General features: G+C 60.9%; 16 protein-coding genes. 7 read left to right on the top strand and 9 right to left on the bottom strand.

Annotated features, from left to right (window positions below):
* Positions 1 to 206: 206 nt before the first annotated feature.
* The 8 genes from ybgC to J1W56_RS12690 form a co-directional block, all read right to left on the bottom strand.
* A complete protein-coding gene (gene ybgC, locus J1W56_RS12655) occupies positions 207 to 674 on the bottom strand; it encodes a tol-pal system-associated acyl-CoA thioesterase (protein ID WP_223613654.1) in 468 nt (155 codons plus the stop codon).
* Between the two features lie 85 nt (positions 675 to 759).
* On the bottom strand, positions 760 to 1800 hold the full coding sequence (ruvB, locus tag J1W56_RS12660; RefSeq protein ID WP_223613655.1) for a Holliday junction branch migration DNA helicase RuvB: 1041 nt from the start codon (positions 1798 to 1800) through the stop codon (positions 760 to 762).
* A 40-nt stretch (positions 1801 to 1840) separates the two neighbouring features.
* A complete protein-coding gene (ruvA, locus tag J1W56_RS12665; RefSeq protein ID WP_223613656.1) occupies positions 1841 to 2458 on the bottom strand; it encodes a Holliday junction branch migration protein RuvA in 618 nt (205 codons plus the stop codon).
* On the bottom strand, positions 2455 to 2982 hold the full coding sequence (gene ruvC, locus J1W56_RS12670; RefSeq protein ID WP_105734445.1) for a crossover junction endodeoxyribonuclease RuvC: 528 nt from the start codon (positions 2980 to 2982) through the stop codon (positions 2455 to 2457). Before ruvC ends, ruvA begins: the two co-directional genes overlap by 4 nt.
* A 95-nt stretch (positions 2983 to 3077) precedes the next feature.
* Complete coding sequence (rcdA, locus tag J1W56_RS12675; RefSeq protein WP_404928138.1) at positions 3078 to 3608, bottom strand: protease adaptor protein RcdA; 531 nt, start codon at positions 3606 to 3608, stop codon at positions 3078 to 3080.
* A 359-nt stretch (positions 3609 to 3967) separates the two neighbouring features.
* Positions 3968 to 5614, bottom strand: a complete 1647-nt coding sequence (locus J1W56_RS12680) for an acyl-CoA synthetase (RefSeq protein ID WP_223613658.1) — start codon at positions 5612 to 5614, stop codon at positions 3968 to 3970.
* A 99-nt stretch (positions 5615 to 5713) separates the two neighbouring features.
* Positions 5714 to 6937, bottom strand: a complete 1224-nt coding sequence (locus tag J1W56_RS12685) for an OpgC family protein (RefSeq protein WP_223613659.1) — start codon at positions 6935 to 6937, stop codon at positions 5714 to 5716.
* Positions 6938 to 7077: 140 nt separating this feature from the next.
* The gene (locus J1W56_RS12690) at positions 7078 to 7845 is read right to left on the bottom strand and encodes a sulfite exporter TauE/SafE family protein (RefSeq protein ID WP_223613660.1); all 768 of its coding nucleotides are present in this window, start codon (positions 7843 to 7845) and stop codon (positions 7078 to 7080) included.
* A gap of 236 nt (positions 7846 to 8081) precedes the next feature.
* Between J1W56_RS12690 and J1W56_RS12695 the strand changes: the two genes are divergently transcribed.
* The 7 genes from J1W56_RS12695 to J1W56_RS12725 all read left to right on the top strand — a co-directional run bounded on the left by J1W56_RS12695 (position 8082) and on the right by J1W56_RS12725 (position 14839).
* Positions 8082 to 8738 (top strand): thiamine phosphate synthase, encoded by a 657-nt coding sequence (locus J1W56_RS12695; RefSeq protein WP_223613661.1) that lies wholly within the window; start codon positions 8082 to 8084, stop codon positions 8736 to 8738.
* A 4-nt stretch (positions 8739 to 8742) separates the two neighbouring features.
* Positions 8743 to 9843 carry a tetratricopeptide repeat protein gene (locus J1W56_RS12700; protein WP_223613662.1) on the top strand — a complete coding sequence of 367 codons (1101 nt, stop codon included), beginning with the start codon at positions 8743 to 8745 and terminating at the stop codon, positions 9841 to 9843.
* 50 nt (positions 9844 to 9893) lie between these two features.
* The gene (locus tag J1W56_RS12705; protein WP_223613663.1) at positions 9894 to 11057 is read left to right on the top strand and encodes a M20 aminoacylase family protein; all 1164 of its coding nucleotides are present in this window, start codon (positions 9894 to 9896) and stop codon (positions 11055 to 11057) included.
* 149 nt (positions 11058 to 11206) lie between these two features.
* Positions 11207 to 11770 (top strand): elongation factor P, encoded by a 564-nt coding sequence (gene efp, locus J1W56_RS12710; RefSeq protein WP_223613664.1) that lies wholly within the window; start codon positions 11207 to 11209, stop codon positions 11768 to 11770.
* 69 nt (positions 11771 to 11839) lie between these two features.
* A complete protein-coding gene (locus tag J1W56_RS12715; RefSeq protein ID WP_223613665.1) occupies positions 11840 to 12631 on the top strand; it encodes an inositol monophosphatase family protein in 792 nt (263 codons plus the stop codon).
* A gap of 151 nt (positions 12632 to 12782) precedes the next feature.
* Positions 12783 to 13805 (top strand): MotA/TolQ/ExbB proton channel family protein, encoded by a 1023-nt coding sequence (locus tag J1W56_RS12720; RefSeq protein ID WP_223613666.1) that lies wholly within the window; start codon positions 12783 to 12785, stop codon positions 13803 to 13805.
* A 2-nt stretch (positions 13806 to 13807) separates the two neighbouring features.
* Positions 13808 to 14839, top strand: coding sequence for a peptidoglycan -binding protein (locus J1W56_RS12725; RefSeq protein ID WP_223613667.1), 1032 nt, complete (start codon positions 13808 to 13810; stop codon positions 14837 to 14839).
* 3 nt (positions 14840 to 14842) lie between these two features.
* On the opposite strand, the gene J1W56_RS12730 is transcribed toward J1W56_RS12725, so the two are convergent.
* Positions 14843 to 15193 carry a DUF1304 domain-containing protein gene (locus J1W56_RS12730; protein ID WP_223613668.1) on the bottom strand — a complete coding sequence of 117 codons (351 nt, stop codon included), beginning with the start codon at positions 15191 to 15193 and terminating at the stop codon, positions 14843 to 14845.
* Between the last annotated feature and the right edge of the window lie 5 nt (positions 15194 to 15198).

Below are 15198 nucleotides of genomic sequence, written 5' to 3' on the forward strand. Positions count from 1 at the left end.
GGCATCCATCGTCGCTCACTAAATTTCGAAAGCCACGTTCTGAGACCGGACTTTTTCCAGTATTCATACCGCGGCTTCTCACGGTTAATTTTGGTAAAACGAAGGCGTTAACGCAAAACGCCTCGTTTCATGGCCTTATTCATGGTTTGTTATGGTTAAGGATCAGTTATGATTCAGCGCCTGTGCGTCATTTAAACGCCATGACATCAGGATTCCGGCTGAAAAAGTTTGATCCATTCTGCGGGAAACCGACGCGGCCGTCCGGCATTGTTGATCAGCGCCGCTTCGACAGCAGCTGAAATCAGCAGGTCATCGCCCCGTTTGATGGTCTGGGCCATCTTGACCCGCGCGCCGGAGATTTCCGCCGTGCGCGTTTCGATCGTCAGGACGTCATCGATGCGGGCGGCGCCCCGGAAATCGATTTCCATGCGCCGCACCACCCAGACAATGCTTTCGCCATGCTTGCCGTCGGCGAGTTCCGAGTGGTGAACGCCAAGCAGGCGCAGATAATCGGTGCGGCCGCGCTCCAGAAATTCCAGATAGCGCCCGTGATAGACAATGCCGGAGAAATCCGTGTCGGCATAATAGACCCGCGCCAGGAGACGGTGGCCGAAGGACGTGAGTTCACCGGCAAGGCCGCCGAGGGGCGGCAGGGAAGGATTGTTTTCGCTCATGATCCCTCCTTTTGCCGGTACAGCCAGCGTTTTGTCCAGTGCGATTATGCGCGGTGCCGCATGCGCGTTCCAGGGTCACGCCCCATCAATCCTCGTCTTCCTGAAACAGGCTGATCTGCTGGATGGTGTCGGACGGTGCGTTCAGGCCCAGATGCTTCCAGGCATTGGCGGTCAGCATGCGTCCGCGCGGCGTGCGCTGGATAAAGCCCTGCTGGATCAGGTAGGGTTCGATAATATCCTCGATCGCATCGCGCGGTTCGGAAAGCCCCGCGGCGATGGTTTCGATGCCGACGGGTCCGCCACCGAAATTGTGCGCAATCATCGAGAGGTAGCGCCGGTCGAGCTGATCGAGCCCCAGCGCATCCACCTCGAGACGCAGGAGCGCGGAATCGGCCGTCTGGCGGTCGATGGAATCCTTGCCGTCGACAATGGCAAAGTCGCGCACCCGGCGCAGAAGCCGCCCGGCAATGCGCGGTGTGCCGCGGGCGCGCCGCGCCACCTCAAGCGCACCGTCATCGGTCATGCCGATGCCCATGATGCGCGCGCCGCGCCGGACGATATGCTCAAGCTCCTCGACCGTATAGAAATTCAGCCGGACCGGAATACCGAAACGATCCCGCAGCGGCGTTGTCAGAAGCCCGAGGCGCGTCGTCGCCGCAACCAGCGTGAACTTGGCCAGATCGATCTTGACCGAGCGCGCCGCAGGCCCCTCGCCGATGATCAGGTCAAGCTGGTAGTCTTCCATGGCCGGATAGAGAATTTCCTCCACCGCCGGATTAAGACGATGGATTTCATCGATGAAGAGAACGTCGTTTTCTTCCAGATTGGTCAAAAGCGCAGCAAGATCGCCAGCCTTGGCAATCACCGGCCCGGACGTCGAGCGGAAATTGACGCCGAGTTCCTTGGCCATGATCTGCGCCAGCGTCGTCTTGCCCAGACCGGGCGGCCCGACGAAGAGCACGTGATCCAGCGCCTCGCCGCGTGATTTGGCCGCTTCGATAAAGACCTTCAGATTGGCGCGCGCCGCCGCCTGCCCGACAAAATCGTTCAGCGTCTGCGGGCGCAGCGACGTATCGGCATCTTCGCCGCGCTTGTCGGGGGTTATCAATCGGCTGACATCACTCATGCGGATGTCCTCGCACAGTGTGCGGTATCAGGCAACCATGTCACCGGGAAAGTTCCTTCAGGCCAAGCCGGATCAGCTTGGCGGAATCGGCCTCTTCACCCGCATCGCGCAGGGCGGCGCTGATGGCATTGGCGGCCTGGTCGCGCGAATAGCCGAGATTGGTCAGGGCCGATACGGCGTCGGCCACCGGCGCCGGGGCAACGCCCTCGCCCAGTTCCTGCTTGAGGCCGATGGTGCCCATGGCCTCGCCGGCAAAGGCAGGCGCCTTGTTCTTGAGTTCGATGACGATGCGTTCCGCCACCTTCTTGCCGACACCCGGCGCCCGGCTGACCATGGCGATGTCGCGCAGCGCAATCGCATTGGCGAGATCAGAGGGCGACAGGGTTCCCAGAACGCTCAGCGCAACCTTGGCACCGATGCCCTGCACGCTCTGCAGCAGGCGGAACCATTCGCGTTCCAGCGCCGTGCCGAAGCCGAACAGGCGGATCAGGTCTTCCCGCACATAGGTTTCGATGAGCAGCACCGCCGCTTCACCCGGCCCCGGCATGTTCGACAGCGTCCGCGCCGAGCAATAGGCGACGTAGCCGACACCGTGCACATCGAGAATCACGTGATCCTCGGCGATTTCATCGACAGTGCCCTTGAGTTTTCCGATCATAGCTGTGCCGCCAGTTTGCGTTCGATGGCAATGCGGCCGATGGCGCTTTGCCGGTGATGCGCGTGACAGATGGCAACCGCCAGCGCATCCGCCGCATCATCCGTATCGAATGTTGCCTTGGGCATCAGCACCTTGACCATCATGTGAATCTGTTTCTTTTCCCCATGCCCGACGCCGATCACCGCTTTCTTGACCGCATTGGGCGCATATTCGGCAACGGGCAATCCCGCCAGCGCGGGAACAAGTAGGGCAATACCGCGCGCCTGTCCGAGTTTCAGCGTCGCCGTGGCATCCTTGTTGACGAAGGTGTGTTCGACCGCCGCCTCGTGCGGCATCTGGCCGTGAATGATTCCGGCAAGGCCGTCATGCAGCTGGCAAAGGCGCGAGGCGAGATCAAGCTTGGCGTCGGAAAGGATCGTACCCGAGGCGACAAAGCGCAGCGAATTGCCGAGCGTCTCGATGATGCCCCAGCCGGTGCGGCGCAGGCCGGGATCAATGCCAATGATGCGAATCGCTTCTTTCATGTCGGGACCTTATCGAGCTGTCAGGGAACTTGACAGCAGAAAGGTGAACAAAAGAGAAACAAACCACCCTGTTATGCACGATTATCGTGCTGTCATCAGCGATGGGCGAAGGCCGTGGCCAGCAGGCTGATCTGATCCGAGACCGGGTTGGTCGTCAGCATCCGCCTGTGGGTCGTGCTGGCGCCTTCATTGTAGATCTCGTCATCCATCTGGCGGACGCGGGCCTGCAGGCGCAGGGAACGGTGCACCAGATCGCAGTAATCGAAGGGAATCTCGTCCCAGCCTTCGACGGTTTCCGGGGCGGAATCCGTATCGAGCCGCACTTTCGCCTTTTCGGACAGCACCTGTTCCTGGGTCATTTCTCCGCTGCGCGATGCCCGCTGCAACAGCAGCCACGAGGCAACCTGCATGAGACGCGTCGTCAGCCGCATGGATTCGGCCGCATAAAGCGTGGCGGCAACGCGGCTCAGCCGCTTGGCTTCCGCCCGGCCCTCGCCGTCGAGATAGGCAGCCGCCTCCTCGACCAGACCCATGCCTTCGTCATAGATATGATTGAACGTTTCCGAGCGGACCATGCGGTCGGCCAGCCGGATTGTATTGTCAGCGCCGTATTCCTGTTCAACCATGTCATGCCCTGTCATTAAAAATCCGCTGATTCTCAAAGCAGCGCTCTCTTACTGGGACAGCAAGCGGATCACCACAACGGCCAACGGGTAGTATTCCCCATCAACCTGCCCGTATGCACACATGAGCGCAAGTTTATCCTTAATAAAGGGTTAACGTCAGGGCCGCCGCAGAGATATGAACATAAAAAAAGAGCCGCAAAACGTGGCGGCTCTCAGGAGTCTAACAGGGAGGCGTCAAACAAAGTGGCCAAACCACTTGGTAAGAATCCAGAAAACTGGATGATCAATTTATAGCTTGTAATGCTTAACAAGTGGTTAATGCCGACAGCGCAGTTGCAATCAATCCGCCCCGCAACGCCTCAATCCTGCATCAGCCTGGCGCGTTTGCGCAGCTCGAACTTCTGGATTTTCCCGGTCGATGTCTTCGGTATCTCTTCGAACAGCACGCGCCGCGGCACCTTGAAACGTGCGAGCAGGGTGCGGCAATGGGCGATCAGTTCCTCTTCCGTCGCCGTCTGGCCCGGCTTCAGCTCGACGAAGGCAAGCGGCGTCTCGCCCCACTTGTCGTCCGGCCGCGCCACGACCGCACAGGCGGCCACGGCCGGGAACTTGTAGAGCGCGTCCTCCACCTCGATGGATGAAATGTTTTCGCCGCCGGAAATGATGATGTCCTTCGAACGGTCCTTCAGCTGGATATAACCGTCCGGATACATCACGCCGAGATCGCCGGAGTGGAACCAGCCACCTGAAAAGGCCGCATCGCTGGCCGGCCGGTTTTTCAGGTACCCCTTCATGACGATATTGCCGCGGAACATCACCTCGCCGAGGGTCTCGCCATCGGCCGGCACGGGCTGCATGGTTTCTGGATCGAGCACCGTCAGATCTTCGAGCGCCGTATAGCGCACGCCCTGCCGCGCCTTCTTGGCTGTGCGCGAGGATGCCTCCAGCGCATCCCATTCATCCTGCCATTCATTGACGACGGCAGGGCCGTAGGTCTCTGTCAGGCCATAGAGATGCGTGACCGCAAATCCCGCCTCGGCCATGCCGGCCAGAATGGATTCCGGCGGCGGTGCGGCAGCCGTGTTGAACGTCACCGTTTGCGGAAAATCGCGTTTGTCCTTTTCCGCCGCATTGATCAGCACCGACATGACAATCGGCGCCCCGCACAGATGCGTGACGCCCAGATCGGCAATGGCATCGTAGATCTGCTTTGCCCGCACCCAGCGCAGGCAGACATGAGTGCCGAACTGCAGGGCAAGCGTCCATGGAAAACACCACCCATTGCAGTGGAACATCGGCAGGGTCCACAGATAGACGGGATAGCGCCCCATGCCGGAGGCCACCACATTGCCATAGCCCATCAGCGCCGCGCCGCGATGGTGATAGACAACACCCTTCGGATCGCCTGTCGTGCCGGATGTATAGTTGAGGGTGATCGAATCCCATTCGTCGTCGGGCATCGCCCAGGCGTAATCCGGGTCCCCGCCCGCAACGAAGGTCTCATAGTCCACCGCGCCGAACGGCTCACCCTGTGGATAGGGTGCGTCGGCGGGATATTGCGTGTCGACGAAATCAATGACCAGCGGCTTGACCCTGGCGAGTGCCAGCGCCTCGCGGAAAACGCCGGAAAATTCCGTATCGACAATGGCGATCCTGGTTTCCGCGTGATCGAGCTGGAACGCAATGACTGCCGCGTCGAGGCGCGTGTTGATCGAATGCAGCACCGCCTTCGTCATCGGCACGCCGAAATGCGCCTCCAGCATGGGCGGCGTGTTGGACAGCATCACCGTGACCGTATCGCCCTTGCCGATACCGCGGCGCGACAGTGCCGATGCCAGCTGCCGGGTGCGGCGATAAAACGTGCCATAATCGAAGCGCTGCGCACCATGGATGATCGCCGTTCTCGACGGATAGACCCGCGCTGCCCGTTCCAGATAGGTCAGCGGCGTCAGCGGCTGGTAATTGGCCGCATTGCGCTCAAGATCACGATCAAAGATTCCACCCATGCACGCCTCCCAACGCTTCCATGGGCAAAGCTTAGACCAAGCCAGCAAAAGATGGCTATCGGTTTTTCCGGGCCACCCGGCAAAAGGCGGTGCGTGCGGTCAGGAGACCGCCGACTTGGCGGTTCCGGATTTCATGCCTGAACTCATCGCGGCGGCATTGACCGGCCGGCCGGCAATCACCAGCTTCGATTTCACCGGCTGCGCCTGCTGCAGGGCAGGACGCGTGTTGCCCCATCCGATGCTCGGCAGCCATTCCAGGTAATGCGCCAGGGCAAACTGCGCCATGATTCCGCTGGCAATCAGCAGCGTGTCATCCAGTTCGTCGCCGGGGTTCATCACCTTGACGATCTGCGCGACCATGGCAAGGATCGTTCCGGCAACAAACACCGGCAGCGAATGCTTGCCGAGGATGGCGAGCGGGTGATCTTCCGGCGTCCGCGCCAGGTTGGAAATGGCCGGTACCGAGACGATGACATAGGCGATCGCCAGGATATGCGCCAGGCGGGTCAGCGACAGGAACGTCTTGTCGAAACCGGTGATCACCATGGGCAATCCCATCGATGTATTGACACCCCACAGCGGTACCCGCACCCAGATCAACGCCAGCAGGATATAGCCGACCGCGACACCGAACAGGTATTTGTTGAACGGGATTTGCCCGCCCCGGCGCACATGCATCACACCGGCAATGCCGATGACGAACAGGAACTGCCATGACAACGGGTTGAGGAACCAGACGCCTTCGGTCGGGTAATTCGGCGGTGCAATCCGGTAGACACCCGACACCAGCCACAGGAGCCCGGACGCCCCGACCATCAGCGACAGGTTGATATTGGCAAGGAACAGGAACAGCGGCAGCATGAGCAGCAGCACGCCGTACATCGACAGGATATTGTTGTAGCCAAGCTGATGCCCCATCGTCGCAAGGCCGATGAGCGCCTCGGCCGGGCTGTCCATCAACGGCCCGATATTGATGAAGGACATGAATTCCGGGCGGTTGAGATAAAGCCCGGCGGCGCAGAAGATCGCCAGCGTCGCGACCGTCGTCAGGATATGGGCGCTGTACAGCGTCGCCGCCCGGCGCCATGCCTTCAGCGTGATCAGGAAGCGGCTGCCCGGTTCAAATTTGGCCCCATAGGCAAGACCGACGGAAATGCCGGAGATCAGCACAAAGGCCTCGGCCGAATCGGAAAATCCGAAATTCCTGTGGGTGAGATGTTCGAAAACGGTTCCCGGCACGTGATTGATGAAGATGGTCAGCAGTGCCAAAGCCCGGAAGACATCAATGCGGGTGTCCCGCTGTTTGAGCTGCGTCTGTGTCATAGCGTTCACCAATTCCTGTCATGCAATATTCAATCACAGCACTCCCGGCCTCGTGAGGGAGCGGTTGGTCCGACGGTTGCAGTTGATAATGTTTAAATAGTCCGAAAGTTGCGATTCGGCTGATCAACTTTCGTTCATAATTATAACAAGGCGGCTAATCCATCGTAGGAAAGCTTCAATCCCATCAATAGGATCATGATGTACATGAAGGGATAGAACACCTCCGGCCGCATGCGTTTGACGATCCACGCGCCGGCAAAGGTCGCCAGCGGTGCAATCGGCACCAGAACCGCCGCCGCCTTGAGGTTCTCGGCATCGAACTGCCCCAGCGCAAAATACGGGATGACCTTCACGGCATTGACGATCGCGAAGAAAATCACGCTCGTGCCATTGTAAACCTTCGGATCCTGCCGCAGCGGCAGGGCATAGACCTGATAGGGCGGGCCGCCCGCATGGGCGACGAAACTTGTGAACCCGGCGATGGTCGACCAGAAGGTTGCGGCGCCGGCATTGTGCGGTTGTGCGGTGGCGCGTTTGGCGGCACTGGCAAAGACATAACGGGCAAAAAAGATGATCGCGACAGCACCGACAATGAGCTTGACCATGTCATCGGTCACCACCGATGCGGTCAGCCAGCCTATTCCGACACCCAGCAATGCACCCGGCAGCATCAGCTTGAGGGTTTTCGCATCGCGGTAGCCGCGCCAGCTCCACAGGCTGGCGACATCCATGATGATAAGGATCGGCAGCATGATCGCGGCCGCCTGCACCGGCGGCATCACCAGCGCCATCAATGGCACCCCCACCTGCCCCATGGCTCCGCCAAGCCCGCCCTTCGACAGCCCGATCAGGATCGTGGCCGGAACGGCGGCAGCATAGAACCATGGGTTCAACAGGAGATCGTGCATGATGGAAATCCACAAGGAGGGCCTTCCATCTCTAGCCGATCGCCGCGGCATTTGAAAAATGCTTTTTGGCAACATGTGCCTGTTTGCTACTAAGTAATTACGTCGTAAGACTAATATGCAACAGGGTGTGATGGCTTGGATCATCGAAAAGGCTGTTCAAATGAACGGCCATCCTCTATGCCCGAATTCCATCACGATTGCCCATTCTATAGAGAACGATTGTAAGGTTGCAGCCCATGAACAACGAACAAACACCCCAACGCTGCCGTATCGTTCTGATCGCGCCTCCGGCCGCGACTGCTGACGAACTGGCCAGGAAACTCAGCGAAGCCTTGTCCGGCGGCGATGTCGCCTCCGTGCTTTTGCCCGCCTACGAGACGGACGAAACCCTGTTCCAGACCATGGCCGAAGCCGCCGTTCCGATCATTCAGAATGCGGGCGCTGCCGCCATCATCGTCGGCAACACGCAGGTTGCCGGACGGGTCAAGGCCGACGGCCTGCATCTTGAAGGCCCGGCCAGCGATCTTGCCGCCAATGTCGAGCGCTTTTCGCCCAAACTGATCGTCGGGACCGGCAATATCAAGAACCGGCACACGGCGCTGGAAATCGGCGAAGCCCAGCCGGATTATGTCCTGTTCGGCAAGATTGGCGCGGATACGACACCCGAAGCCCATCCGCGCAATGTCGAACTGGCGGACTGGTGGGCATCGATGATCGAGATTCCCTGCATCGTCCAGGCGGGCAACACGCTGGAAAGCATCACCGACGCGGCCGCAACCGGTGCGGAGTTCATTGCCCTTGGTGCGGCGGTTTTCGGCAACGACAAACCGGCTGATGCCATCAAGGAAGCGAACCGGCTGCTCGACGAGCACGCGCCGCGATTTGAGGAATAGGCCCATGGGAGCAAAATCCGCAAACCTCGTTTGCGCCGTCGCGGCCGTGCTTGCAGCCTTCCCGGTCCTGACGCATGGCGCCACGGCCCAGACGGCTCCGGCACCCGCCGCCCAGGGTTCACCGGCGCCCGCAACAAGCCAGGCGCCTTCGGTGACATCCGCGCCGACCGACGCGCCCCAGCACCTGGAAACGCCGCAGACAACCCCCAAGCATGACAGGCCGAAACTCGCCAGCGATCCGGCGGTCGACATCGTCAACCCGACGCGTTTTGGCAAGGGCGCGGTGGATGAGGCATTCGGTGCCTACCAGCGCGGCCTGTACAAGACGGCCTACAATCTCGCCCTGCCGCGCGCGGAAAATGGCGATGGCGCCGCCCAGGTGCTGGTGGCCGATATGCTGGCCCGCGGCCTCGGCATACCTGTCAACCTGCCCGAATCGGCCAAATGGTATGGCAAGGCCGCCGACCAGGGTGTTCCCGAAGCCCAGTTCCGCTATGGCGCGATCCTGCTCCAGGGCAAGTATGCCCCCAAGGACCCGGCCAAGGCCAAAGCGCTCATGAAGGCTGCCGCCGACGGCGGCAACGCCATGGCCCAGTTCAATTACGGCCAGATCCTGCTGCAGGAGCACCCCGGCGACATCGGTATCGACAATGCCTATCCCTGGTTCCTGAAAGCAGCGGCACAGGGCTTGCCCGATGGCAGCTATGCCGTCAGCCAGATCCTTTCCAACGGCACGCTCGCCGTTCCGCGCGATGACGCCAAGGCCCGGGAATATCTCGCCAAGGCGGCAAATCGCGGCTACGACACGGCGCAGCTCGATCTCGGCCGCTGGCTGGTCGAGGGGCGCGGCGGCCCGCGCGATTATGTGTCGGGTTTCGGCTGGACCCTGCGCGCCGCCGTAGGCGGTAATGTCGCAGCACAGGCACAGCTGGCAAAGCTTTACTATCAGGGCCTTGGCGTGGAAGGTGACTCGGTCAAGGCAGCCGCCTGGTACATGGTCGCCAGACGGGCCGGATTGACCGACCCCGAACTTGACTCTTTCATGGACGGCCTCGACGACGACCAGATAAAGGCCGCCCTGACGGAAGCCAACAGGATGCGCTGACCGGCAGCCGGACTAGCAGTGCGCGACACGATCAGAAAGGGAACTTCACCATGCCGTTGATCAACCGAGTTCATGAAATGCAACCGAATGTCGCCGAATGGCGCCGGCATCTGCATGAGAATCCGGAAATCCTTTACGACGTGCATGAAACCTCCCGTTTTGTCGCGGAGAAGCTGCGCTCCTTCGGCTGCGACAGTGTCGATACGGGCATCGGCCAGACCGGCGTGGTCGGGATCATCCGCGGCCGCCATGGCGACGGACCGGTGATCGGCCTGCGCGCCGATATGGATGCCCTGCCCATCCTTGAAGCCAGCGGCAAGCCATGGGCCTCGAAGACCAAGGGCAAGATGCATGCCTGCGGCCATGACGGCCACACCGCCATGCTGCTCGGCGCGGCGCAGTATCTTGCCGAAACCCGCAACTTCAAGGGCTCGGTCGCGGTCATCTTCCAGCCCGCCGAAGAAGGTGGTGCGGGCGCGCTGGCCATGATCAATGACGGCCTGATGGACCGGTTCTCGATCAAGGAAGTCTATGGCATGCACAATGCGCCGGGTCTGCCCGTCGGCCAGTTCGCGCTGCGCAAGGGCTCCATCATGGCGGCCACCGACGAATTCGAGATCAAGGTCATCGGCCGCGGCGGCCATGCCGCCAAGCCGCATACGACAGTCGATCCCGTGGTCGTCTCCGCCCATACGGTTCTCGCCCTGCAGTCACTGGTGTCGCGTGAAACCGACCCGCTCAAGTCGCTGGTCATCTCGGTGGCGATGATTCACGGCGGCGATGCGACCAATGTCATTCCGAACGCCGTGACCCTTTCGGGCACGGTGCGCACGCTGATGCCTGACGTGCGCGACTTCGCCCGCAAGCGCGTGACCGAAGTGGCCGAAGCCACGGCTGCCATTTTCGGCGCCCGGGCGGAAGTCAAGTATGATCAGGGCTATCCGGTCACGTTCAACCATGACCGCGAGACGGATTTTGCCACGGGTGTCGCACAGCTGATTGCCGGCGACAGCGCGGTGAACACCAACATGCCGCCGGTCATGGGTGCCGAAGATTTTTCCTACATGCTGGAAAAGCGGCCCGGCGCCTTCATTTTCCTTGGCAATGGCGACACGGCGGCCCTGCACAATTCAGCCTATGATTTCAACGACGATGCCATTCCCTACGGCATCAGCTATTGGGTTTCCGTGGCGGAAACGGCGCTCGCCGCCTAGTTCCGGAGGCTTAGCCGCGAAAAGGGCCTTACCCGGCTCTTTTTGCGCTTTCTCTTGCCTATCGCGCGATTTTGTGGTCTTGGAGGCGCCAATATCGGCTGCCGCCGAGACGTCGGCGCCCGGTTTCCAACACCAATCCGGATAAACAAATGAAAATCAACGGCAATGAAATCCGTCCTGGCAATGTGATCGAGCATGATGGCAGCCTCTGGGTCGCCGTCAGGACGAACGCAGTCAAACCCGGCAAGGGCGGCGCCTACAACCAGGTCGAACTGAAGAACCTCCTCAACGGCACCAAGCTCAACGAGCGCTTCCGCGCCGCTGAAACCGTCGAAAAGGTCCGCCTCGAACAGAAGGATTTCTCCTTCCTCTACGAGCAGGGCGACGCACTTATATTCATGGACACCGCCAGCTACGAGCAGCTCGAGCTGCAGAAGGATTTCGTCGGCGACCGCGCGGCGTTCCTGCAGGACGGCATGATGGTCACTGTCGAACTTTACGACGAACGCCCGATCGGCATTTCGCTGCCGGATTACGTCACGCTTGCCATCACCGAGGCAGACCCGGTCGTCAAGGGCCAGACGGCGGCTTCATCCTACAAGCCTGCCGTGCTTGAAAACGGCATTCGCGTTCTGGTTCCGCCATTCATCTCGTCGGGCGAGCGCATCATCGTTGACACCAACGAACTGACCTACGTCCGCCGCGCTGACTAAGCAGGCATTATCGGGCGCCGCTTAAGAATGGCGCCCGCATCAACGAATTCAGACGGAGAATGACCTGAAATGGCGCGTTCAGCGATCCTCAATGTAATGGTGCAGGCAGCTATGAAGGCTGGCCGCTCCCTGGCGCGCGATTTCGGCGAAGTGCAGAATCTGCAGGTTTCGCTGAAAGGTCCCGGCGACTATGTCAGCCAGGCCGACCGCAAGGCCGAAGAAATCATCTATGCCGAACTGCGCCGGGCCCGTCCCGACTACAGTTTCCTGATGGAAGAAACCGGTACGGTCGAAGGCACCGACAGCCAGCATCGCTGGCTGGTCGATCCGCTCGACGGCACCACCAACTTCCTGCACGGCATTCCGCTGTTCGCGGTTTCCATCGCCCTGGAACGCCAGGGCCAGATCGTCGCCGGCGTGATCTTCAACCCTGCCATGGACGAGCTTTACACCGCCGAACGCGGCGGCGGCGCCTTCCTCAACGATCGCCGCCTGCGCGTCTCCGGCCGCATCAAGCTGGTCGATTCCGTCATCGGCACGGGCGTGCCGCATCTCGGCCGCGGTCATCACGGCGACTATCTCGTGCAGTTGCGCAACGTCATGGGCGAGGTTTCCGGCATCCGCCGCATGGGCGCGGCAGCGCTCGATCTGGCCGCCGTCGCAGCAGGCCGCTTCGACGGTTTCTGGGAAGACGGTCTCTCCCCCTGGGATACGGGTGCAGGCATCATCATGGTGCGCGAGGCCGGCGGCTTTGTCACCGATTTCAACGGCAGCCAGGATGTGGTCGAAAGCAAATCGATCGTCGCCGGCAATGAAGCCATCCAGCGGGCGCTCCTGAAGACACTCAAGAAGCCGATCTGAACAATATCCGGCCCGCCAGCCGCATTGCACCTTCCATTTTTACCTTGATTTCGGTTAGGGTCGCACAAACCGATTTGGGTTTGTGCGATTTCCGTTCGTCCAGTGACGCGAACGAGGTTGCTTGGTGCGTGGCGAATGCGGAGACGATGCAATGGCTGATTTCAGTTCAACCCGCCGGGTCATGGACGGTGACGATTATGACCCGTACCGGCTGTCCAGCCCGCGGCTTGTGCTTCTATCGATGGCGATCTTCCTGGCCATTGTCGCCTTTCTCGCCGCCATTCTCTTCCGCCAGATTTCCGTGTTCTTCACCACCAATCCCGGCCTCAACGGCCTGATCATCGGCGTGCTGATCGTCGGTATTCTCTTGGGGTTCGGTCAGGTGATCCGGCTGTTTCCGGAGGTGCGCTGGGTCAACTCCTTCCGGCACGGCAATTCGGATCCCAATTCCAAGCCGGTGATGCTGGCTCCCATGCGCGCGCTGATCGGACGGCGCCAATCCATGGCGCTGTCGACCAATGCCATGCGCTCCATGCTCGATTCCATCGCCACCCGCCTCGATGAAACGCGCGATGTCTCGCGTTATCTCATCGGCCTCCTGGTGTTCCTCGGCCTGCTCGGCACGTTCTGGGGCCTTCTGGAAACCATCGGCTCCATCGGCCAGACCATCCAGTCGCTCGATCCGCGCGCCGGCGACGCGAACGGCGTCCTCGATGCGCTCAAGGCCGGCCTGCAATCGCCGCTCAAGGGCATGGGCACCGCGTTCTCGTCCTCGCTGTTCGGCCTTTCCGGCTCGCTTGTCCTCGGCTTTCTCGACCTGCAGGCGGGCCGCGCCCAGAACCGCTTCTACACCGAACTCGAAAACTGGCTGTCCAGCGTCACCGATCTCGGATCGGACCTGCATGCGCTCGATGGCGTCAACAGCGGCACGTCGGACGAACTGCGCTCGCTCTCCGAGCGCCTGCAGAACATCCAGGAGACCGGCGGCTCCAGCCAGCGCACGACCGCCGCGCTGGCCAGCCTCGCCGAAGGCATCCAGGGCCTGGTCAAGAACATGCGCTCCGAACAGCAGATGATGCGCGACTGGGTGGAAAAACAGGCTGAAGAACAGAAATCCATGCGCGAAACCCTCGCCAAGCTCAGCGACTCCGTCGCCCGCCGCAGGGACAACTGAGAATGGCGCTCGGTCGCACCCGCCGCGCTATCCGTCATGTGGATTATTGGCCCGGCTTCGTCGATGCCCTGTCGACATTGCTGCTGGCGATCATGTTTCTGCTGTCGGTTTTCGTGCTGGCGCAGTTCCTGCTCAGCCAGGAAATCACCGGCAAGGATGCCGTGCTCAACCGCCTGAATTCGCAGATCAATGAATTGACCCAGATGCTGTCGCTCGAACAGGGCAACAAGCAGGATCTGGAAGACACCATCGCCAATCTGCAGGCATCGCTGACCAAGGCGCAGAGCGAGCAGTCGCGGCTACAGTCGATGCTGTCGCAGGGTGCGGGCGCCGGTGCAGCCGCGGAAGGCAAGATCAGCGACCTCACCGCCGGCCTTGAAAACGAAAAGCAGCTGAGCGCGCGGGCCCTGTCGCAGGTGGAAATTCTCAACCAGCAGATACTGGCACTGCGCAAGCAGATCGGCGCGCTGGAGGAAGCCCTCAACGCCTCGGAATCCCGCGACAAGGAATCCAATGCCAAGATTGCCGATCTCGGCAAACGGCTGAACGTCGCGCTCGCCCAGCGCGTGCAGGAGCTCAACCGTTACCGCTCCGATTTCTTCGGCCGCCTGCGTGAAATCCTCTCCGACCGCGAGAATATCCGCATCGTCGGCGACCGTTTTGTCTTCCAGTCCGAAGTGCTGTTCCCCTCGGGTCAGGCAGTGCTGAACGAGGCAGGCAGCGAGGAAATGAAGAAGCTGGCTTTGGCCTTGATCGACCTGCAGAAGGAAATCCCCGACGACATCAACTGGGTTCTGCGCGTCGACGGCCACACGGACAATGTGGCGCTCTCGGGCACCGGCCAGTTCAAGGACAATTGGGACCTTTCCGCCGCGCGCGCCATTTCCGTGGTGAAGTTCCTCATCGCCAACGGCGTTTCCGCCAACCGCCTCGTGGCGGCGGGTTTCGGCGAATTCCAGCCGCTGGAGCCGGGCGATACGCCGGAAGTGCGGTCGCGCAACCGCCGTATCGAGCTCAAGCTGACGGAGCGCTGATCCCTACAGAAGGATGAGGGCTGCCAGCGCGACGATCGCCGGCACGCCCTGCACGAAGAAGATGCGGCGATTGACGGTGAGCGCACCGACGATCCCGGCGACAATGACGCAGCCGAGGAAGAAGACCTTGATGGCAAAGCCCGCCTGGCCGAGCCACAGCCCCCAGATCAGTCCGGCAACGAGAAACCCGTTGTAGAGGCCCTGATTGAGCGCCAGCGCCCTGGATGCGGCGGCGAATTCCGGCGTCAGCCGGAAGGTTTTCAGCCCCAGCGGCTTATCCCACACCACCATTTCCAGATACATGAAATAGACGTGCAGCAGGGCAACCAGCCCGATGAGAATGTTCGCAATCATCCCTG

This window comes from Phyllobacterium calauticae, assembly GCF_019991125.1.
Lineage (GTDB): Bacteria > Pseudomonadota > Alphaproteobacteria > Rhizobiales > Rhizobiaceae > Phyllobacterium > Phyllobacterium calauticae.